The organism is Sphingobacteriales bacterium (genome assembly GCA_016699615.1).
Lineage (GTDB): Bacteria > Bacteroidota > Bacteroidia > Chitinophagales > JADIYW01 > JADJSS01.
The window spans coordinates 2909637-2929618 of sequence record CP064984.1 but is presented as its reverse complement, the minus strand read 5'-3'; the positions used below and the strand labels follow the sequence as shown (position 1 = coordinate 2929618).

Here is a 19982-nt window from a genome sequence, read left to right as displayed (position 1 = left end):
ATATAATAAATTATTTTATTTCTTTTTAAACATTTCGAGCATTCTATCTGTAACTACAAAACCACCAACAACGTTTAGTGTTCCTAAGATTACTGCTAAAAAACCTAGAATTAAGCCAAAAATATTATTTGGATCTGTATCTAGCATAACAATTATTGCTCCAACAATAACAACTCCATGTATTGCATTGGCTCCAGACATTAATGGTGTATGCAAAACTGTTGGTACGCCACCAATTACTTCAACACCAACAAAAACTGCCAAGATAATGAAGTATATCATTTCACGGTTGGTTACAAAAAAATCTAAAAATTCCATATTGATTATAATTTAGTAATGTATTAATGAAGCAATTTAACAATGTATGAATTATTAAATCACTTTAATTATGATTTCATATTTTTTCCTTCGTGAGCAATTAATGAGCCTTTTGTGATTTCTTCATCCATTTCCCATTTGAAGCCTTCAGAACTTGCTAAGTGATATAGTAATGTTTGGATGTTTTTCGCATATAAATCACTTGCATTCATTGGTAATAATGATGGTATGTTGCTTTCTCCAATAATAGTTATTCCATTAATATTTACATTTTCATTTAGTTTACTACCAACTACATTCCCACCTTGTTCAACTGCCATATCTAAAATTACAGAACCAAATTTCATTGATTTAATCATGTCTTCAGTAACTAAAACTGGTGCTTTTCTTCCTGGTATTAATGCTGTAGTAATTACGATATCTGCTTCTGCAACGTGTTTCCCAACTAATTCTTGTTGTTTTTTCAAAAATTCTTCAGATACACCTTTTACATATCCACCTTCCATTTTGATGGTATCATCTCCTTTTACTTCGATAAATTTTCCACCTAATGATTCTACTTGTTCTTTTGTTTCTGGTCTGATATCTGATACTTCTACAATTGCACCTAATCTTTTTGCAGTTGCAATTGCTTGTAGACCAGCAACACCAGCGCCAAATATTACAACTTTTGATGGTTTAAGTGTACCAGCTGCTGTTGTCATCATTGGTAATATTTTACCTAACTCATTTGCACAAAGTAAAACTGCTTTATATCCAGCTAAGTTTGCTTGTGATGATAATGCATCCATTTTTTGAGCTCTTGAAATACGTGGAACAGCATCCATAGAAAATGCTGAAATGCCTGCTTGTACACAAGATTCTACTAATTCTGGATTTGTGCCTGCCCACATAAAAGATATTAGTACTGCACCTTTTTTCATTTGTGCAATTTCTGATGCAATTGGTGCATTAACTTTTAATACAATATCTGCACTTGAGTAACAAGCAGTTGCGTCAACTAATTCTGCACCAACTTCTTTATATGCTTCATTGGAAAAGAATGATTTTAAGCCTGCATCTGTTTCTACTAATACTTTAAAACCTTTTGCTATTAAATCTTTGGCAATAGCTGGAGTGATTGCAACTCTATTTTCTTTAAATTTGGTTTCTTTAGGAACTGAAACTATCATTATTTTAAATAATTTTTGACGAAAATAATATTATAACTTCGATTTTTATAATAAAATCGCAATAAATTTTAACTAATTTTAATAATTATTACAAAAGTAAAGTCTTTGTAATTTGATATAATTACATTGTGTATGACAAGCGCATCAGTCCTGTTGTTCCAATAACTGGTGACCCTATCATTCTTTGTTGTTTATTACTATATAAATTTTGTATTGATACTGTTACATTGAATTTATCTTTCCAAAATTTAGGTGTATAAGATATATCTAAATCCATATCATGTGTGGCTTTCTGATATCCAATGAAGTTTCCTGAATTTACTGGAAAACCCGAATTCCACTGAAATCTAGTTCCAAAGCTTAATCCAATTTTTCAATACTGTAATTAATTCCTACATTGAATTTGTGTTTTGGTGCGTTTAATGCAATAAAGTTGAAAATTGCATCATCAATTGGAATAGAATCTTTACTTACCCAAGAATAATTTGTAGATAAAACAAGATTTTTTGCTAAATATAGATTTGCTCCAAAGTCTAAACCATAGAATGTTACATCACCAATATTTCTAGTTATCAATAACATATCTGGTCTGTTTGCTTGCATTGGCGTAATTACACCAATAGGTAAGTTATCTAATGCTTCTTGGAATAAACTCAATAATTCATCGCTTCCTGTTCCATTGTTATTTCCGCCTAGTGTTGGATCTTTGTCTAGTACAGCATCTAGAGCAACTTTTATAATTTCGTTAGCTGGGTCATTATAATTTTGTAAGATTTGTGGACCAACAACTGATAATAATTGATTTGAATTAAACTGTACTGTTGGTGTTGTCATTGTAACTGGTGCAACATAGTTTTTATAATCAGTTCTATACACATCTAATGAAAGTCCTAAGATTTTAAATAGTAATCCCTTGTAACCTAACTCATAACTGTGTGTAATTGTAGGTTTTAATCCTGGAATATCTTTTGTTTTTACCCAATTGTTATTTTCAACAAATCTTTGAGTTGTTGTATTTAATGATTTAACTTTGTGTCCAATAGAATCTGGAATAGTAGCTGGTGCTAATGCATTGATTAATAAATCTGCAACGCCAGATAATGGACTATTTGGATCGAACCCAAATTGTACTAGGAATTGACTTTTTATGGCATTTTTTATTCCTGTCCAAGCGGCATTGTTTATACTTCCATCACCAACATTGTAATATGCATTATTGTCTGATGCATAAGGTGACCTAAATTGTGGTAATAATTGATTGTTGTATGCTGGATTGTTTGCAAAACTGTATTGAAAACCATCTCTTGGTGTACCTACGTTTCTTACTTCAATTCCAACTGGAATTTCAGCTTGTTTTGCATCTACGAAATATGCTGCTGATGCTGGTGTTTTGAATGCTCTGTTGAATGTGAATCTTAAATTTTGTCCAGTACCTGGTTTGTAAGCAATGGCAACTTTAGGTGAAAATATTACTTTTTTATTGACTGTGTTATAATCTAATCTTGATGCTACAACTATATTAAAACGTGGGTGCAATTTATAATCGCCTTGAAAATAAATACCATATTCATCTATATTGTCTTTGTCTTCATTTTTCCCATTTATAGTTCCTTCAGTTTCTGGTCTAGTCCAAAATGCATCAAAACCATATACTAAAAATATTCTCTTTAAAAATGTAGATGCATGTTGTAGTTGTAATGCATACATCTTAGATTTATCAATATATTGTCCACCAGCTGGAACTACAATTGTTTTATTTGAGTTATTTCCATTAACGTAAAATTGTGCAAAGAAATCTTTCCAACTAAAACGTGTTTGTGCATAGTAATATCTCCATCCTTTGTTTTGAAATGCACCAACTGGACTTGTTATTAATCCATTTGATATTGTAAATCCACCATTAAATACGATATTAATATCATCTTTTATTCTAATGTCAAATCTGCCATCTACAGAACCATTATTGATTTGCTCATCACGCTCATTATTTACCTTCTCTCCTTTCCCATTTGGGTCAATAGTTCCATCTGCTCTATAATAATATACACTATCACTAGATGCTCTAAATTGAATAACTTCTGATGGATCACCTGGATCGTCGTATTTCCAATCTAATGCTCTGAAATATTTTGTAGATAGTTTATAGCCTAATTTTACTTTTGGATTTTTATTTGCAATTGTATCTGCAATAAATAATCCAACAGTGTACATACCTCTTTTAAACAAATCGTCTTCATCGTATCTTGGTGTATCATCACCTTGCATATAAATTTGTCCTTTGATTTTTTGTCTAAATCCAATGCTTGTATAGACTTTCATCTTTTGAGCATCTATCGGAGATTTTGAGATAAAGTGTATTACACCATTATTAGCATTTGGTCCATAAAGTGCTGCTGCTGGTCCTCTTAGTACTTCAATTCTATCTATATCATCATCGCCACCTGTAAGCATTTGATATTGTGTAAGACCTGTATTTGGTAATTTAGCCACTCTATAGTCACTTAATGAAAGTACATCAGATGTAAAGTATCCACTAAAACCACGAATAGATGGTGTACCACTATTTATTCCTGTTTTTTGCATGTATACACCAGAAATATTTTTTAGATGATCGCCCATATCAGTTCCTGTTTTTTCTGAATGGAACTTGCATCTATTGTTGTAATTGATGCTGGTGCATCCAATATTTTTTCTTTTCTACGTGATGCTGAAATTACAACTGTATTTAGTTGTAATGCTTCTGTTTGTAATATAACTTTTAGATTTTCTTCATCTTTGGTTACAGTGTGTCTGTAATCTTGATATCCTACATATTTGAAAATGATTATATCACCTTCGTTTGCTTTTAATGAGAAAGTGCCATCAAAATCTGAGATTGTGCCTTTCATTTTATCAGATTCTACATAAATATTTACACCGATTTGTTCTTCATTAGCTTCTTTGTCAATTACAATTCCACTTATTGTGAATTCTTTATCTGATTTTCTTTGTACAACTTGAGCATTTATATTCGCAATTTGCATGAAAAAAAATGCAATTATAAATACGTTCATTAAATTCTTCATATTCGTCATTATATTTATACGAAACAAAAATCTAAAGTTTTTTTTAATTATTGCAATTAATTTATTGTAACTATGTTAATATCTAAAATTATACCAAATTACAGTTAATGATAATGAGTTATTCAAAAGCATTTTCGCCAGTAATGTCCATTCCAGTAATGAGTAAATGCACTTCATGCGTGCCTTCATATGTAATTACACTTTCTAAATTCATAGCATGGCGCATGAATGGAAAATCACCTAAAATACCCATTGCTCCACAAATTTGTCTACATTCTCTTGCTGTTCTAATTGCCAACTCAACATTGTTTCTTTTTGCCATTGATATTTGTGCTGGTGTAACTTTTTTTTCGTTATACAATTGTCCAACTCTTAATGCTAATAATTGAGCTTTAACTAATTCAGTATATAATTCTGCTAATTTCTTTTGTGTTAATTGAAATTTTGCTAATGGTTTTCCAAATTGTTTTCTTTGTTTACTATATTCAATTGCAGTGTGTATACAATCCATGGTAGCACCTAATGCACCCCAAGATATTCCATATCTTGCTGATGATAGACAACTTAATGGTGCTTTTAATCCTTTTGCCAATGGTAGTATATTTTTTTCATCTAGTTCTATATTATCAAAAATTAATTCTCCAGTAATTGATGCTCTTAAACTCCATTTTTTTTTATTTCATTTGTTGAAAATCCTTGCATACCTTTTTCTACAATACAACCAACCACATGATTGTTTTCATTCTTAGCCCAAACAATTGCAATATCAGCAATTGGTGCATTTGTAATCCACATTTTTGTACCATTTAGAATATATTTATCGCCATTTTTTATTAATCTTGTTTCCATGCTTGCTGGATCGCTTCCATGATTTGGTTCTGTTAGCCCAAAACAACCAATTAGTTCTGCTTTGGCTAATTTGGGTAGAAATTTTTCTTTTTGTTCTTCTGACCCAAATTGAAAGATTGGATACATGACTAATGAGCTTTGTACACTTGCACAACTTCTTATTGCTGAATCACCACGTTCTAATTCTTGCATTATAATTCCATAACTTATTGCATCTAATTCTGCACCACCATATTTTTTTGGTATCATAGCACCAAATGCGAAATGCTCGCTTAATGATGTTAGTAGTTGCTTTGGAAACATATTATTCTGAGCGCAATCATCAATAATTGGTAGTATTTCTTTATTTACAAATTGTTGAACACTGTTTCTTATTAGGATTTGTTCATTAGATAAAAAGTCATCTAGTTGTAAATAATCAAAATTTCTGTAAGAATTGATAAAAGTATTACTCATTTTTAATGTACATTTGCTGTGTGCAAATTATGGAAAAAAAACAAACTATTGGATTAGAAGGAATGGAATTTTTTGCATATCATGGTTTTTATACTGAAGAGCAAAAGATAGGAACTACTTTTATTGTAGATGTATATATTAGCACAAAATCAAATGAATATAACAAAGATAACTTGAATAATACTATAAATTATGAGTTGATTTATAATGCTGTACAAAAGGAAATGGAACAAACGGTGAAATTGATTGAACATTTGGCTGAAAGAATAATTCTTGAGTTAAAAAGACAAATTTCACAAGAAAATACTATAAAAGTTCAAATAAAGAAAATGCATCCACCAATTGTTGGAAATATTAATAATGCAATTGTAATAATAGAAATGTAAAAATATTTTTTGTAGGAATAAAAAAAGATGTATATTTGCATTCCATTTAGCAAAATGGTCGGTTGGCCGAGAGGCTAGGCAGAGCTCTGCAAAAGCTCGTACGGCGGTTCGAATCCGCCACCGACCTCAAAGGCACTCTAAGAGTGCCTTTTTTTATTTTATCTTTGAATTTTATTGACATTTAAGAATCTCTTGTGTATTTTTGGATAAATATACTGATATTAATTTATGTATAAAAAATATATAATAATAAATAATTAAATTATGGAAATAAAAACTTTTAATAACCTTGTTGCTGCTATTCAGAATGGAGAAAAAACTATTACAATTACAAGAAGTATATTGTGTAATTATCCAATATTATTGCCTGAAGGCGTAAATATAAGTGGGCAAGCTCAAGAAAATAATGAACTGCCTTTACTTTCATTTCAGCATTCTGATGGAATTGGTGTAAGTGCAAACAATTCGATTAAAAATCTAAATATTGATACTCCAACAAATCATAAAGCTATTTTTAATACAACAGTGAAATCGGATTTGGGTACTTTTTTATTTCAAGATTTATTAGTGAAAGGACAAGTATCTATTATTACAAGAGTTGGCGTTGAAAAAACAAATATTGTAATTGATAATGTAGATATTCATTCTGCTGATGTGAGACATTATTTAGAACAACCTCAAAAATATGGTGTAAATGTTCTTCAAGGTGCATTGACTATATACAATATAAATCCAGATATAAATAGCCTTGTTTCTGTATCAATAAAAAATTTAAGCATTGGTAGAAAAAATGCTCCTGTTTCTGGTTGCGGTGTTTTCGTTTCTGGTTTTGGCGACCATGGTGGAAGAACTGAAATTTCAACATTACATACCAAAGCTGTTTATTCTAATGGAAAGATTCCTCTTGGCGTGGCAGATTACATAACTGCAGGTGTGTTTGTGCTGTACGGGGCACATGCTAAAGAAGTAATAACAGATGGCGAAGTAATTACTTATGGTGTGAATGATATGGTTTTAGATGTTTGGGGAAGTGTAGATAATTGGACAAGCAATGCACCTGTAATTTCTTATGGACCAAGTGGTGTGGGTTTTGTAAACTTTGGAATTGTAAAAAACTTTACAGTAAATGCACCTTTGCAAACATACGGTTTAGGTGCTAGAGGTTATAATCAATATGATGGTACAGTAGATAATATTTCTTTTCAATCTATAGAAACATTTGGAGATGGTTCTGTTGGTATTCAAATAAGTAAACCAATTGGTACATTAACAGTACATGGAAATGTAACTACTCATGGTTCTATTGGTAGTTCATTAGTAAAAGGTGTCTATTTTGATTTACCTGCATATGCATTAAGTATAAAAAATGGTGGCGAGGCAAAAAGTATTACTATAAATGGTAATGTACAAACTTTTGGCGATAATGTTATTTCTTATATTGTTGAACAAGGTGGGAATCCTGGTACATTAACAATAGGCGGTCAAATTTCTGCAAATGGAAAAAATGCACAAAAAGAAAAGATAGAATAAAACATGACAATAATTAAAATAGATAATACTCAAGGTAATTTAGTTTTTGATTTATTTAATAAATATAGAGTGTTCTATAAACAAACATCAGACATTGATATTGCTAGAAAATTTATCCAAGATAGACTAGATAATAATGAATCTGTCATATTTGTTGCTATTGATGACTCAACAAATCAAGCGATTGGATTTACACAACTTTATCCTAAATATTCATCAGCCAGAGTAATTAAAAATTGGATTCTTAACGATTTATATGTTGAAGTAGAATATAGGAAAATGGGTATTGGAGAAAAACTAATAAGGCATGCAATGGACTTTGCATTACAAAATGGTGCAAAGTTTGTAGAACTTTCTACTGCCGTAGATAATTTTATAGCGCAGCGTTTATATGAGCAAATTGGATTTAAAAAAGTAGAACCGGAAATCGATTTTTATACTTATCGAATTAGTTTAGATTTGTAATTATTGTATAAATTATTAATTGAATAATTCTCTAATAGTTTCTTTATAACTTCTGCCAATAGGTAATGTGTTTGCATTTACCAATTCTATTTCAGTGTTGTTGATTTTAGATACATAATGTTTTTGTATCGCAAAACTTCGGTGGATGCGTATAAAACTTTCAAATGCTTTTTCTCTGATTAAATTACCTAATACTTCTAATACCATATATTTTTTTTCATTAGTTACAACTGCTGTATAATCTTTCATGGCTTCCAAATATATAATTTGGTGCAGTTGAAGTTTTATCTGTTCTGAACCTTGCTTAATAATAATATTTTCATTGCCCAAAGTGTGCGTTAGTAAATCTGCTTTTTGTTTAATCGTATAATATTCTAATAACTTATGCATTGCTTTGTCAAATCTATCTTTATTTATTGGCTTAACCATAAAATCTAAAGCATCTACTTCAAAACTTTCTAAGGCATATTCTGGGTAGCTTGTAATAAATATACATGCTGGAACTATTGTTAGATGCTTCCTTAGTTCTAATCCATTCATTTCTGGCATATCAATATCTAAGAAAACACCAAATGGTTGTAATTCTTTAATTTTTGGTAATGCATCAATTGAAGACTCAAATTCACCAACAATATTTATGAAATTATATTGTTTTAAATAAGCACATGTAGTTTTTCTATCAATAAAATTATCATCTACGACAATACAATTTATTTTATCATTTATAGTCGTGTCCATAGTTTGTTTTACCAAATATAATAAAATTGATTGTTATTTTCTGTCATTCGTCGATTATTTTAGTCGTTCGTCGATTAATACTTGCCATTGACTATTTAAGTAATTAAATTTATTCAAAAATATTATATTATGAAAAAAATAATTCATTTAGTAATAATTATTACAGTAATGGTTTTACTAGTTTCAACACAAGCTTGTATTCCTGATGGTGGAATTCCAACACCAACTCCAATTGTAGATTCTGTACTAAGAGTAAAAGGCAGATTTCTTACTGATAGCAATGGCAATAGTGTCATGCTTCGTGGTGTTAATGTGCCAGCATTTAAAGAAGGTTGGGATAACGATATTGAACAGGTAGCCACTGCTGTAGCATCAACAAAAGCTAATGTTGTTCGTTTAGCTTGGTGGACACATATTGCTGGAAGTCCAGAACCTCAAACAGGTACAACTTACTACACTGCAAATGATTTAGATAGAGCTATTACAACCTATGTAAACAAAGGTATTTTGCCTATCATCATGTTACATGATTTAACTGGAAAGGCTGATTCAACACAATTCAAAAATATTATAACTAATTTTTGGACAAGAGCAGATATTATTGCTGTTATTAAAAAACATCAGAAACATATAGTCATAAATATTGCAAATGAATGGGGACAAAATTGGAATACCAATCAAAATAACTACTCACAAAATGATATAAATTTATTTATCAATACATATAAGTCTGCTATTACAGCTATAAGGAACAAAGGCATTAATGTTCCATTGATGATAGATGCTTATGGCTATGCAGATAGAGAAGAAATATTTACTTCATCATCATATGGACAAAGTGTAAGTAATGGAAAATATTTAATTGATTTTGATCCTCAACATAACTTGTTATTTGGTATTCATACTTACTATTGGAAATGGGACTGGCAAAGCAATCAACCAAGTATAGATCCAATAAATAGATTAAATGCAATAGTAAATAGTGGCTTACCATTTGTATTGGTGAGATGGGAAATATATTGCCAGATGGTAGCTCTACAACTGGCTATGCTGATTTATTAAGCAAAGCAAATAATAAAAGTATTGGATATTTAGCATGGTCTTGGTATAATGATGGTACAACAGACCATACTGGAACTGCACCAAACAGAATGAATATTACCTTAAATAATAATGGCTATGGCGATGGTATAACAATACCAAATGCAACATCAACAAATACATGGGGTTATAATATATTAAATGGTGGTGGGTATGGTATTAATGTGGCATTGCCTGAAACTAAAAAAATAGCATTTAGAAATTAATATATTATTTATATAATAAATAATATATGCTTTTTCATAGTTGTTTTGTTTTGCTCGGAGTACCTACTCCGAGTTTTTTTATGTATATAAAAATTGCCTCTATTATTCCTAAATCTCATCTCTTACATCTCAAAACATGCTGTTCGTCGATTATTTCAGTTGTTCGTCGATTAGCGTTTGTAATACAATCTAGAATTATAAAACTTTATCCTAATAAAAATAACAACATGAAAAAAGTAACATTAATTATGATAGTGCTAATGACATTTTTGGCGATAGCATGTAAAAAAGATGGGGATAATATATCTCTAAAAAATAATGATATTAATATCTCAGAATATATAGTCGTTGGTGAAACATTTTGGGGTTATGATGTTAATAAAACACCACCTTATATTATTGAGTTTGCTACTAATGGGAAAGCAAATATATACACACTTGAGGCACAAATTACAACTGAATATGAAACTAAAGGTAATCGAATAATATTAGCAAATATTGGATATATTGATGTAGAAGATGGGTTAACAAAAAATACACTTGCAGGTATTGATGTGGATCTAAAAGACGGAAAGCTTATTAAGTTGCAACAATTAGAAAACAAGACATATCCAAAAGGGCAGCGTATGATATGGAAATTTGATGGCACATCAACAAATACAAACATAGTTAAAGATTACCAAATTATAGTTTCAGGAAATAAAATTATTGAAAAATATTTACGAAATACTTTATATAATGATTTATGGGGACAAGTTACGAATGAATATACATTTACAAAATTATTAGGCAATGGTGGATACTATAATAAAGATGGTCGAAAAATTATCTTTTACATTGATCCAATTCAAAATAATTTAATTTATTGGGATTATACGTCTTATTCATATGTATATTATAAATATTGAAATAAAAATATAAATAATTTGTCGATTAGTGCTTGTACTATAATCTAAAATTTTAAAACTTTACAATAATAAGAATAACAACATGAAAAAAGTAATAATAATTATGCTATCTTTAATGACATTCTTGACGATAGCATGTAAAAAAGAAGAAAATTCGAAACCAATTGAAATTAACGAATTAAAAGACTATTATATAGTACTGTCTGGTGGTGCTGAAGCACTCAGTGTCATTTATCCAGTTATTGCGTATGGAAAAATTGAATCGTTCAAATCTATGAATAAAAGTAATTCACTTACATATGTTGGAGATAGTAGTATTGATACAAAATTTACATACTCAAATAACACTTTAAATTTTTACAATGGACTTATTGGGTTGTATAGTAGCATAGTTTTTGAAAAAGACAATCAAAATAATATAAAAATAAAATCTGTTTCAAGCACTGCTAATCCATATAAACACGTAGAAATGTTTAAAATTTTAGATGCACCAATATTTTATCGCAAACAAGGAACTTCAGTCGGTAAGTATTACACTTATACAAATTCTAATTCGGAAGATATTTATATTTATTTTGATTATGATGCTGGTAATGTTTGGCATTGGGAATACGATGGTGTAGTGAGTAATGATATGAGTTTTAATATATTAAATTATAATCTTGGACTAATTAAGAATACATATCCTCGCATTTTTGGTGCATCTGTGCCTACTTGGAAAGGTAATGATATACCAACCTTATTGTTTATTTCAGATATAAACGATCCTCACTTTGAATCTGGCTACCACGAAGCAGTTGAATTTTATTTATAATTTTAAATAGATATCAAAAATCATAAAGCAGGTTTTAACTCGGAGTATCTACTCCGAGTTTTTTATGTATATAAAAATTGCCTCTATTATTCCTAAATCTCATTTTTTACATCTCAAAACATGCTGTTCGTCGATTATTTCAGTTGTTCGTCGATTAGTGTTTATACTACAATATAAAATTTTAAAACTTTATCCTAATAAAAATAACAACATGAAAAAAATCTTAAAATTATCAACAGCACTTTTATTATTAGTTATAATAATAACTACCAGCTGTAAAAAAAATGAAGCTGTTTCTGCAGGACCAAATGCACTTACAGCACCAACTGTAGATGTAAATAATTTAAATAGAAAATGTTTATATATAAAACATAAACTTACTGTTGATACTACATTTACTTATTTTTTTGGTATGCCTGGAATTTCAAATCGTGCCATAATTGACCTTGATTTTTTGTTTATAGAGTTTAAAGATTCTGTTGTTAGTAATACTATCTCTAAAGTGGCAACGCTATACACAATTGCTTATCCAAATAAAAATTCAAATTATGGTGAGAGTGAGATAATAAAAAAATTATGTAGTTATGAGATTACATCATCTAATGAGATTACACTTCGTAATCTTGATAATTATCAACATGATGATTATTTAACTATTAAGTTCGACAATAATAATCATGTGCTTTATATGAAATTATTTGGTTATTATGCAAATACATATTTTTATGGAGATACATTAAGTACACCAGCGATTAGTCAATATTCGTTAATGTCTTTTAGCGATACCAACTCATTTAGAAACACGGTATTTTGGGGCAACTATTACAACGAAAATTATACGCCAGCTTATGATACTGCTTATTTTAAATTTGGGTACCCATATCCAATTGAAAAATATAATATATATGCAAGCAAAATAGGTAGTAATAGTTCTGAATTTAATAGAGCTAAAATTGATTATACATTAGCTGAAAGCAACATTTTTGCATATGCAAATAATGCAGCCGGAACTAATCCAAATTCATCTTTTTTTGTTGGTAGTTTAGAAGTACTTATTAATAATATAAATAATACACATTGGAAAATGGAAAGTTATTTTTATACAGGATATAAAGACAATAAAGTTCTACATGGCTATTATCAAGGTGAACGTTATGAATAATTTTTAACCTAAATATTTTTAATTATGAAAACAATAAAAAAAATAACTCTAATCGCATTATTTATATGCACCATTTTTGCAATAAGTTGCAAAAAAGACAATAACGGTAATACTGGAAAAACAGGTATATATACTATTGATGATGTTACTTATAATGGTAATACCTCAGTACAAACATTTTCAAATGGAAATTATTCTATTCTTTGCGAGCAAAAATCGCCTTATAAATTACTGCAGTTTGTATTTCATAGCAAAGAAGAAGCAGAAGCTGGTGGAGAATTTACGGTTATAAAAAATTCAATAGCTACTATTTCAAATGTTCCTTCAGGAAAAGTTTTAATAGGTACAGATTATATTTTGCTATCAAAACCAGTTAATAGCAACTATAAAATAGTAGTTAATGGAAATAAAATACTAATTAATAGCAATATTAAGTTGTTGGATTTAGATGATGATACCAATGACAATACAACAATTAATAGTGCTGATATTAATTTCTAATAAAACAATCAACAACATGAAAAAAATAAAATTAATCATGATAACGCTAATGACACTCTTAGCCATATCATGCAAAAAAGAAAATAAAAGTAATAATTATCAAAGTATTTCTGGAAGTACAGTAGAAACTACTAATGGAATTACCTACAGAATATATGTGCCTACCACAAGTACTTATAAAGGTATCCTTGTATTAGGTAGTGGCAACGACGAAAATAATCCAAGTGTAGGTAGCTTAGATGGTTCTACAGAAAATGAATTATGTAAAAAAGCAGCCGACAATGGCTATTTAGCTGCTGTTGTTCAATATAGTAAAACACCTGGGAATTCCGATTGGAATGCAAGTGCTGTCACTATAGCAAAAGATTTTGCAAAATGTATAGAAGCCATTGCTGGTAAATATAATGTTGCCAAAACTAAATCTGTTGTTGGTGGTTACTCTTATGCAAGTTTTATGTTGCTTACTGCAATCTCAATTGATAATTCTTTAGATTTTTGTCAAGGTGTATTGGCAGCTTGTGGTGCATCTGGAGAATGGAATGCACAAAATTTTCATATTCCTATTTACGCTGTAAATTGTAGTGGAAATAATGAAGGTGATTTTAATGGTTTAGCATTATACAATAAAATTCCAGCTGTATCTGCAATAAAAGCTAAAAGTGGTGGTTATACAGATAATTCATGTAGTACACATTGTGGCGGAGATTGGACAAATCTTTTGTTTACTAAACTGCAATATTGGCTTCCATAAAAAAAATATCTAAAAGTCATCTTTCACTTCTAAAAATCTGTCGTTTATCGATTATTTCAGTTGTTCGTCGATTAGTATTTGTACTACTATATAAAATTTTAAAACTTTATATCATTAAAAATAACAACATGAAAAAAGCAACACTTATAATGATAACGCTAATGACACTCTTAGCTATATCATGTAAAAAAGAAGATATCAAAAAGATTACAATAACTCCTCTTGTTGAAGAAATTAAAGATAATTACTTTGCAATAGAAGATCCATTAAATGGTTTTGGAATACTATATTTTAAAACTCAAGGCTCAAATCTATATGTATATTTTCAGGATATAAATACAAATATTAGCTACATAGAAAATAGTGATAATTTTAAAATCTTAGGTGATAGCAGTATTACTGTTGTAGTTAGTGAAAGAAAAAGTATAACACTTAATTTTAATAGAAATGTTGACAATGAAATATCTTTTAAAAATTGTTCATATATTAGAAATAATGGAGTCGGTCTAAATTTTTTCGGATATTATTATACAGAAATGTATAGTGTATCTAAAGCACCATTTTTTTATATAAAAAATACATCTTTAGAAGATAGAATAGGATATAATTTTAATATTAGAGATTATTCATTTATAAATATTGAAGAACCAAAATTTGAAATAATCTCAAATGGTAATTTTATATCTTATACATTTAATGTCATTGGCAATAATTTAGGATTTGCATCAAGCAATGAATTAATATTTGGCATTTCTGTTCCATATTGGAAAAATAATAACAAAATATCATTATTAGTACAAACAAAAGATGCTCTTCCTAATGTTGCATTAAGAAACCTACATGATGTTGCTATTCGATATTAAACATAATATTTAAACTATATATCAATTTAAATAAATAAACGTAGAATTTTTTAGATAAGTATTAGACTAACCTCTTTTTGTTTTTGGTTGCTAATGCTTTTGCTAATTGTGGAGTTTAAAAATTTACTATAAAAAACAATAACATGAAAAATATAACATTAATATTATTTGTGCTAATGACATGCATAGTTATGTCATGCAAAAAAGAAAAAAACACCATAACTTCAGATGAGTTTGACATCAACAACCCATTTGATTATATTTTATATATTGATGATTTAGATGGATTAAAACATACACTTGTTGAATTCTTACCAAATAATAAATTAAATTTCTATGAATTTGAATCAGGTGGCTTAGATACGTCAATTACAACTTATGAAATAGTAGGTAAGAATACACTATTAATTAATAACGAGTATACAGTAGTCTTGGATTCTAATAAAATTTCATTTTCTGATGGTAGTAGTGTTGAAACAGGTAAATGTAGGCTAATAAAAATTCCAGCAACAAATCAATTACTTGGCAAAACATTTTCGGGGAAATATTATAATTATTTAGGAGTTATAAAATACAATAATTACTTCTATGCATTTAATAATAACATTGCTAATTATGAAGCAGGATTTATTATAGGTCAAACAAAAAGATTAACAACATATACTAATCTATTTAATATTGCAAGTTATGCAATATTACCTAATTCAATAGATTCTTCTTTAAAAGATGAAGAATTACTAATCTTAATAGATAATAAATTAATTACACAATATGCTGATCAATATTATAAATCTAGATTCACAGGAACTTTCACAGAAATGTAATTTATTATATTTTTTATCATTAATACAAATCAACAACATGAAAAAAATAACATTAATTATGATAACGCTAATGACACTCTTAGCCATATCATGCAAAAAAGAAGACACAACAACAACATTTGCTGATGAAATCAAAGATTACTACATTGCAATTGAAAATGCAGGAAATGGTTTTGGATTAATTTATTTTAAGTATCATGGCTCTGTCTTGTATGCACATTATCAAGATGTGAAAAATGATGTAAATTTTGCAAATAATAGCGAAGGGTTCAAAATTTCAGGTGATAGTAGTATTACAATTGTAGTTGATAGTAAAAATACAATTTTGCTTAATTTTAAAAGAAATTCTAATAATGAGCCAATATTAAGTAAATGCACTACAAATTACAAACCAAGTGTATCTATAATAGTTACAAACAGATATGCAGAAATGTATAAAACATCAAGTGCACCTTTGTTTTATGTAAAAAATAAGTCTGCCACACAAACTATAAGATATTCTACATTCTCTATTTATCCAAATTATGTATATTCATATACATTCTCATATATAAATAATCCAGAGATAGAACTTAGAAATGTACTATTTAATCACGCTTATTCATATAGTGTAATTGATAATAATTTAGGATTTGTTTCTGTCGATGCAGATGCAATTGGAATTTCTGTTCCAAAATGGCGTGACTTTGCAACTGCTTGTCTATTAGTAGAAACAAAAGATGAAGCTGGTGTCGATTTTAGAGGCTATCATCATATAACTATTCCCAATGAATAATTGAAAATGAATTTTACCACAATAATCTTAAATCTATTCTTGCTCGAAGTATTTTACTTCGAGCTTTTTTAGTTCATATTTTATTATTTATAACAAAATAATCTCAAATACTTTTATCTTTACTTAATTAATCTTGAGGATGAAAAGTAAGGTAATTTCTATATCAATAATATTGCTGATTTTTTTGTCAGTATTTTTTTATTTCAAATGGAAAACTAGCACGCCTGTTGAAAGTATTGATAGTAGTGTAATGGTCAATAAAATAGAAAAGGTAATGAAAATGGTAAGCGTAGAAGCCAATTTTTCTGAGCTACTCACCTATCAAGATTATGATTATATAGATTTTCCTGGCTTTAGAAAAAAAGCAATTATAAAAGTAGATGCAAAAGTATTAGTTGGTATAGATTTGAATAAATTAAAAATAGAAATTAAAGAAAACGAAAAAGAAATTATAATTAAAAATATGCCTAGTGCAGAAATTTTAGCAATAGACCATACTGTGTCATACTATGATATGCAAAATGGTGTGTTTAATTCATTTGATGAAAAAACACTCACAGCATTACAAGATAAAGCGAAGCAATTAATTTTAGACAAATCGAAACAAACAAATATTATTCAACAAGCCAACGAGCAAAGATTTGAGCATCTGGAATTAATCTATTATATGGCAAAAAGCACTGGCTGGAAAGTATTGGTTGATGGAAAAGAATTATCTCAAAAAAATATACAAGAATTAAATTAATGGAATTAGCAATTGTAGTAACCATAGGTATTATTTTAATCATTATTGGATTAGCAAGTTGTGTATTGCCACCACTTCCTGGACCACCAATTGCCTATATTTCATTGCTTTTAGCACATTATGTTTTAGGCTTAAAACAAGAAATTCCAGTTTGGATGTTGATAGTGTATGCTGTTGTAATTGTATTTGTTTTAATAATTGATAATTTCATTCCAATTTGGGGAACCAAAAAGTTTGGTGGCACCAAAGCTGGCATTCGTGGTAGTTTTGTTGGTATTTTGGTTGGCATATTTTTATCACCATTTGGCGGAATTTCAATAGTTATTTGTCCATTGTTGGGTGCAATCATTGGAGAGTTGATTGCAGGCGAAGATATGCAAGTTGCCATAAAATCTGGTATTGGTTCATTTATAGGTTTTTTGCTTACCAGTGGTTTGAAAATAATTTTAGTGGTGTTTATCGCAGTACATTTTATTAAAGTAACATTATTTTAGATGAATAATTTCTATTTATATAGATTGTTTAGTTCTAATAAAATTTTATTTGTATTTGTTGTTGCTTTTATTTTTTTTCAAATATATTTTAATCAAAAACGCATACATTCATTTCCATGGTTTGTTTGGGATATGTATTCAAGACCATATTTGCCACCAAACGAAACAAGTGTTTTTGTTATTGCACTAGATGGAAAAATATACAACCATACACAATTACCAATTTGGAAAGAAGAAATTATTTTTAAAACAAATAAAATGTACAATTGGCAAGTATCACAAAATTTTCAAGATCCAATGAAAAGTGTTGTAGATAGTAGAACTAGATTTTTCAAAAATGATGTAATTTATAATTATACACAAGGACGTATTTTAAATGATAAATCAGATTATGAATATGCATATAAAATTTGGTTCAAAAATTATGTAAAAGCAAACATTAGTAACTCATTTAAAATTTTAGAATTTAAAGAAATTAAATTAAAATTTAAAGACAATATATATCAACCTATTGATACGCTAACATACTACACTATTCAAAATGAATAATAAAAATAAATATATAAGTATTAGCTATGAAAAAAGTGTCTTGCTAATTTTCTTTTTTCTATATATTATACGTTTGTTTTCTGGAAGGTATTTATATTCAATCGCATATCAGCCAATGAAAGCACCAGAATTAGATTATACTTTTTGGTTTTTTCTACTTACTAAGATTCCACAATTTTTAATTGGTCATCCATATTTTTCTTTAGTGATAGATATTAGTATATTATTATTAATAATATATTTGTTTATTAGTAATAAATTTAATCTAATACTCAAGTGTTTATTATTAATACTGTTTTTTATTCAACACATTACAGTAGAAACATATTCATGTATGCATTCAAAAAGTGGCGTGCTAATTTTTATTGCATTAATACCTATGTTTTTCAAAAATGAAGATGAAAAGTTAATGATAGAATTTGTGCGATACTTTGTAATCTTTATTTTAGTTTCTGCTGCTTATCATAAAATTCACAACCATGCAATCTTCACACTAAATCATTTTCAGTATGTAATGTATGAGCAACATGTAGATTTGCAAGTACTCAATCCAAATCATCTTACCTATAAAATTGCAACCATTTTGCGTAGCAATGTCTACTATGCATACATTGCCTTCATGATGCTTTTTGTTACACAAATAAGTTTTGTCGTAGGCATTTTTACCAAAAAATACGATAACAAATTAATATTTCTATTAATAATGTTTGTATTCATGACTTATCTAGTTATGCGAATACAAATAGTAGACATGCTTATGGCTATACCAGCATTCTATTTCAGCAACAAAATTGTTACTCAATTATTTTTTTCCAAAAATACTGCCTAAGTCAAATTTTCCACCTAATAATTCTTGTGCTTTTTCTTGCAAAGAACCTAAATCTAATTTAGACATGATTTTAGAAAAATCAGGTTTGCCATCTTCGCCAGCAAATTCATTTTGAATAGAAGAAAACAATTCAGTAATCTGAAAATCTTTTACTTTACTTGCCATTTCTTCACTCAAACCAACTTTGTCTTTCAAGTCAGTTAAAATATTATTTTGAAAATTTTGCAATCCAGGATTGTCTTTTATATTTTGAATTCCATTTTCAAACAAAGATTTTATATTTGAAAAATTGCCACTCATCAAATCTTCAGAAAAGAATTTCTTAAAATTCTCAACCAACACAGTTGTACTTTGCGATGTTTGGTCTGCATTCAAGCCAAATTTATCTTGAATTTGCGTTTGTATTTTTTCTTGTATATTGTTTAATAATTCTTGAAACATAATAATTTATTTTTGTAGTTTAACGATGCTGCAAATTATA

General features: G+C 28.6%; 24 protein-coding genes, 1 tRNA gene and 1 pseudogene. 18 read left to right on the top strand and 8 right to left on the bottom strand.

Translation table 11 applies throughout. The annotated features are described in order from the left end of the window. Positions 1–15 precede the first annotated feature (15 nt). The 6 genes and pseudogenes from IPK18_14020 to IPK18_13995 form a co-directional block, all read right to left on the bottom strand. Entirely contained in the window at positions 16–318 is a 303-nt protein-coding gene (locus IPK18_14020) for an NAD(P) transhydrogenase subunit alpha (protein ID QQR97915.1), read from the bottom strand. A 68-nt stretch (positions 319–386) separates the two neighbouring features. Continuing rightward, entirely contained in the window at positions 387–1490 is a 1104-nt protein-coding gene (locus IPK18_14015) for a Re/Si-specific NAD(P)(+) transhydrogenase subunit alpha (protein QQR97914.1), read from the bottom strand. A gap of 121 nt (positions 1491–1611) precedes the next feature. After that, on the bottom strand, positions 1612–1767 hold the full coding sequence (locus tag IPK18_14010; protein QQR97913.1) for a hypothetical protein: 156 nt from the start codon (positions 1765–1767) through the stop codon (positions 1612–1614). A gap of 83 nt (positions 1768–1850) precedes the next feature. Continuing rightward, a complete protein-coding gene (locus IPK18_14005; GenBank protein ID QQR97912.1) occupies positions 1851–4109 on the bottom strand; it encodes a TonB-dependent receptor in 2259 nt (752 codons plus the stop codon). Beyond that, a complete protein-coding gene (locus IPK18_14000) occupies positions 4094–4513 on the bottom strand; it encodes a carboxypeptidase-like regulatory domain-containing protein (GenBank protein ID QQR97911.1) in 420 nt (139 codons plus the stop codon). Before IPK18_14000 ends, IPK18_14005 begins: the two co-directional genes overlap by 16 nt. Positions 4514–4673: 160 nt before the next feature. Beyond that, positions 4674–5860: pseudogene (locus tag IPK18_13995) on the bottom strand (acyl-CoA dehydrogenase family protein). Positions 5861–5889: 29 nt separating this feature from the next. On the opposite strand from IPK18_13995, the gene folB reads away from it, so the two are divergent. The 4 genes from folB to IPK18_13975 all read left to right on the top strand — a co-directional run bounded on the left by folB (position 5890) and on the right by IPK18_13975 (position 8241). Next, positions 5890–6246: a dihydroneopterin aldolase gene (gene folB / locus IPK18_13990; GenBank protein QQR97910.1), complete on the top strand. Its 357-nt coding sequence runs from the start codon at positions 5890–5892 to the stop codon at positions 6244–6246. 56 nt (positions 6247–6302) lie between these two features. After that, positions 6303–6373: transfer RNA gene (locus IPK18_13985), tRNA-Cys, on the top strand. A 137-nt stretch (positions 6374–6510) separates the two neighbouring features. Continuing rightward, positions 6511–7776, top strand: coding sequence for a hypothetical protein (locus tag IPK18_13980; protein ID QQR97909.1), 1266 nt, complete (start codon positions 6511–6513; stop codon positions 7774–7776). Positions 7777–7779: 3 nt separating this feature from the next. Then, positions 7780–8241, top strand: coding sequence for a GNAT family N-acetyltransferase (locus IPK18_13975; protein ID QQR97908.1), 462 nt, complete (start codon positions 7780–7782; stop codon positions 8239–8241). A 15-nt stretch (positions 8242–8256) separates the two neighbouring features. On the opposite strand, the gene IPK18_13970 is transcribed toward IPK18_13975, so the two are convergent. Next, positions 8257–8979, bottom strand: a complete 723-nt coding sequence (locus tag IPK18_13970) for a response regulator transcription factor (protein ID QQR97907.1) — start codon at positions 8977–8979, stop codon at positions 8257–8259. Between the two features lie 129 nt (positions 8980–9108). Between IPK18_13970 and IPK18_13965 the strand changes: the two genes are divergently transcribed. The 14 genes from IPK18_13965 to IPK18_13900 all read left to right on the top strand — a co-directional run bounded on the left by IPK18_13965 (position 9109) and on the right by IPK18_13900 (position 19501). After that, positions 9109–10041, top strand: a complete 933-nt coding sequence (locus IPK18_13965; GenBank protein QQR97906.1) for a cellulase family glycosylhydrolase — start codon at positions 9109–9111, stop codon at positions 10039–10041. Further along, positions 9987–10286, top strand: coding sequence for a hypothetical protein (locus IPK18_13960; GenBank protein QQR97905.1), 300 nt, complete (start codon positions 9987–9989; stop codon positions 10284–10286). Before IPK18_13965 ends, IPK18_13960 begins: the two co-directional genes overlap by 55 nt. Positions 10287–10513: 227 nt before the next feature. After that, the gene (locus IPK18_13955; protein ID QQR97904.1) at positions 10514–11194 is read left to right on the top strand and encodes a hypothetical protein; all 681 of its coding nucleotides are present in this window, start codon (positions 10514–10516) and stop codon (positions 11192–11194) included. Positions 11195–11276: 82 nt separating this feature from the next. After that, positions 11277–12008, top strand: coding sequence for a hypothetical protein (locus IPK18_13950; GenBank protein ID QQR97903.1), 732 nt, complete (start codon positions 11277–11279; stop codon positions 12006–12008). A gap of 211 nt (positions 12009–12219) precedes the next feature. Continuing rightward, a complete protein-coding gene (locus IPK18_13945; GenBank protein ID QQR97902.1) occupies positions 12220–13170 on the top strand; it encodes a hypothetical protein in 951 nt (316 codons plus the stop codon). Between the two features lie 24 nt (positions 13171–13194). Continuing rightward, the gene (locus IPK18_13940) at positions 13195–13671 is read left to right on the top strand and encodes a hypothetical protein (protein ID QQR97901.1); all 477 of its coding nucleotides are present in this window, start codon (positions 13195–13197) and stop codon (positions 13669–13671) included. Positions 13672–13687: 16 nt separating this feature from the next. Continuing rightward, positions 13688–14422, top strand: a complete 735-nt coding sequence (locus IPK18_13935; GenBank protein QQR97900.1) for a hypothetical protein — start codon at positions 13688–13690, stop codon at positions 14420–14422. A 128-nt stretch (positions 14423–14550) separates the two neighbouring features. After that, the gene (locus tag IPK18_13930; protein ID QQR97899.1) at positions 14551–15285 is read left to right on the top strand and encodes a hypothetical protein; all 735 of its coding nucleotides are present in this window, start codon (positions 14551–14553) and stop codon (positions 15283–15285) included. Positions 15286–15428: 143 nt separating this feature from the next. Further along, a complete protein-coding gene (locus IPK18_13925) occupies positions 15429–16109 on the top strand; it encodes a hypothetical protein (protein QQR97898.1) in 681 nt (226 codons plus the stop codon). A gap of 37 nt (positions 16110–16146) precedes the next feature. Beyond that, positions 16147–16884: a hypothetical protein gene (locus IPK18_13920; protein QQR97897.1), complete on the top strand. Its 738-nt coding sequence runs from the start codon at positions 16147–16149 to the stop codon at positions 16882–16884. 184 nt (positions 16885–17068) lie between these two features. Beyond that, a complete protein-coding gene (locus tag IPK18_13915) occupies positions 17069–17629 on the top strand; it encodes a DUF4230 domain-containing protein (protein ID QQR97896.1) in 561 nt (186 codons plus the stop codon). Further along, on the top strand, positions 17629–18123 hold the full coding sequence (locus IPK18_13910; GenBank protein ID QQR97895.1) for a DUF456 domain-containing protein: 495 nt from the start codon (positions 17629–17631) through the stop codon (positions 18121–18123). Before IPK18_13915 ends, IPK18_13910 begins: the two co-directional genes overlap by 1 nt. Beyond that, positions 18124–18672 (top strand): hypothetical protein, encoded by a 549-nt coding sequence (locus IPK18_13905; GenBank protein QQR97894.1) that lies wholly within the window; start codon positions 18124–18126, stop codon positions 18670–18672. A gap of 115 nt (positions 18673–18787) precedes the next feature. Next, positions 18788–19501 (top strand): hypothetical protein, encoded by a 714-nt coding sequence (locus IPK18_13900; GenBank protein QQR97893.1) that lies wholly within the window; start codon positions 18788–18790, stop codon positions 19499–19501. Here the strand turns inward: IPK18_13900 and IPK18_13895 are convergent. Next, entirely contained in the window at positions 19475–19942 is a 468-nt protein-coding gene (locus IPK18_13895) for a hypothetical protein (GenBank protein ID QQR97892.1), read from the bottom strand. The two genes, IPK18_13900 and IPK18_13895, sit on opposite strands and share 27 nt — an antisense overlap. Positions 19943–19982 lie beyond the last annotated feature (40 nt).

Coding starts and splice junctions, on each gene's coding strand:
- IPK18_14020 (QQR97915.1), bottom strand. CDS start 318: ATGGAATTTTTAGATTTTTTTGTAACCAACCGTGAAATGATATACTTC.
- IPK18_14015 (QQR97914.1), bottom strand. CDS start 1,490: ATGATAGTTTCAGTTCCTAAAGAAACCAAATTTAAAGAAAATAGAGTT.
- IPK18_14010 (QQR97913.1), bottom strand. CDS start 1,767: ATGGATTTAGATATATCTTATACACCTAAATTTTGGAAAGATAAATTC.
- IPK18_14005 (QQR97912.1), bottom strand. CDS start 4,109: ATGGGCGATCATCTAAAAAATATTTCTGGTGTATACATGCAAAAAACA.
- IPK18_14000 (QQR97911.1), bottom strand. CDS start 4,513: ATGCAAATTGCGAATATAAATGCTCAAGTTGTACAAAGAAAATCAGAT.
- folB (QQR97910.1), top strand. CDS start 5,890: ATGGAAAAAAAACAAACTATTGGATTAGAAGGAATGGAATTTTTTGCA.
- IPK18_13980 (QQR97909.1), top strand. CDS start 6,511: ATGGAAATAAAAACTTTTAATAACCTTGTTGCTGCTATTCAGAATGGA.
- IPK18_13975 (QQR97908.1), top strand. CDS start 7,780: ATGACAATAATTAAAATAGATAATACTCAAGGTAATTTAGTTTTTGAT.
- IPK18_13970 (QQR97907.1), bottom strand. CDS start 8,979: ATGGACACGACTATAAATGATAAAATAAATTGTATTGTCGTAGATGAT.
- IPK18_13965 (QQR97906.1), top strand. CDS start 9,109: ATGAAAAAAATAATTCATTTAGTAATAATTATTACAGTAATGGTTTTA.
- IPK18_13960 (QQR97905.1), top strand. CDS start 9,987: ATGGGAAATATATTGCCAGATGGTAGCTCTACAACTGGCTATGCTGAT.
- IPK18_13955 (QQR97904.1), top strand. CDS start 10,514: ATGAAAAAAGTAACATTAATTATGATAGTGCTAATGACATTTTTGGCG.
- IPK18_13950 (QQR97903.1), top strand. CDS start 11,277: ATGAAAAAAGTAATAATAATTATGCTATCTTTAATGACATTCTTGACG.
- IPK18_13945 (QQR97902.1), top strand. CDS start 12,220: ATGAAAAAAATCTTAAAATTATCAACAGCACTTTTATTATTAGTTATA.
- IPK18_13940 (QQR97901.1), top strand. CDS start 13,195: ATGAAAACAATAAAAAAAATAACTCTAATCGCATTATTTATATGCACC.
- IPK18_13935 (QQR97900.1), top strand. CDS start 13,688: ATGAAAAAAATAAAATTAATCATGATAACGCTAATGACACTCTTAGCC.
- IPK18_13930 (QQR97899.1), top strand. CDS start 14,551: ATGAAAAAAGCAACACTTATAATGATAACGCTAATGACACTCTTAGCT.
- IPK18_13925 (QQR97898.1), top strand. CDS start 15,429: ATGAAAAATATAACATTAATATTATTTGTGCTAATGACATGCATAGTT.
- IPK18_13920 (QQR97897.1), top strand. CDS start 16,147: ATGAAAAAAATAACATTAATTATGATAACGCTAATGACACTCTTAGCC.
- IPK18_13910 (QQR97895.1), top strand. CDS start 17,629: ATGGAATTAGCAATTGTAGTAACCATAGGTATTATTTTAATCATTATT.
- IPK18_13905 (QQR97894.1), top strand. CDS start 18,124: ATGAATAATTTCTATTTATATAGATTGTTTAGTTCTAATAAAATTTTA.
- IPK18_13900 (QQR97893.1), top strand. CDS start 18,788: ATGAAAGCACCAGAATTAGATTATACTTTTTGGTTTTTTCTACTTACT.
- IPK18_13895 (QQR97892.1), bottom strand. CDS start 19,942: ATGTTTCAAGAATTATTAAACAATATACAAGAAAAAATACAAACGCAA.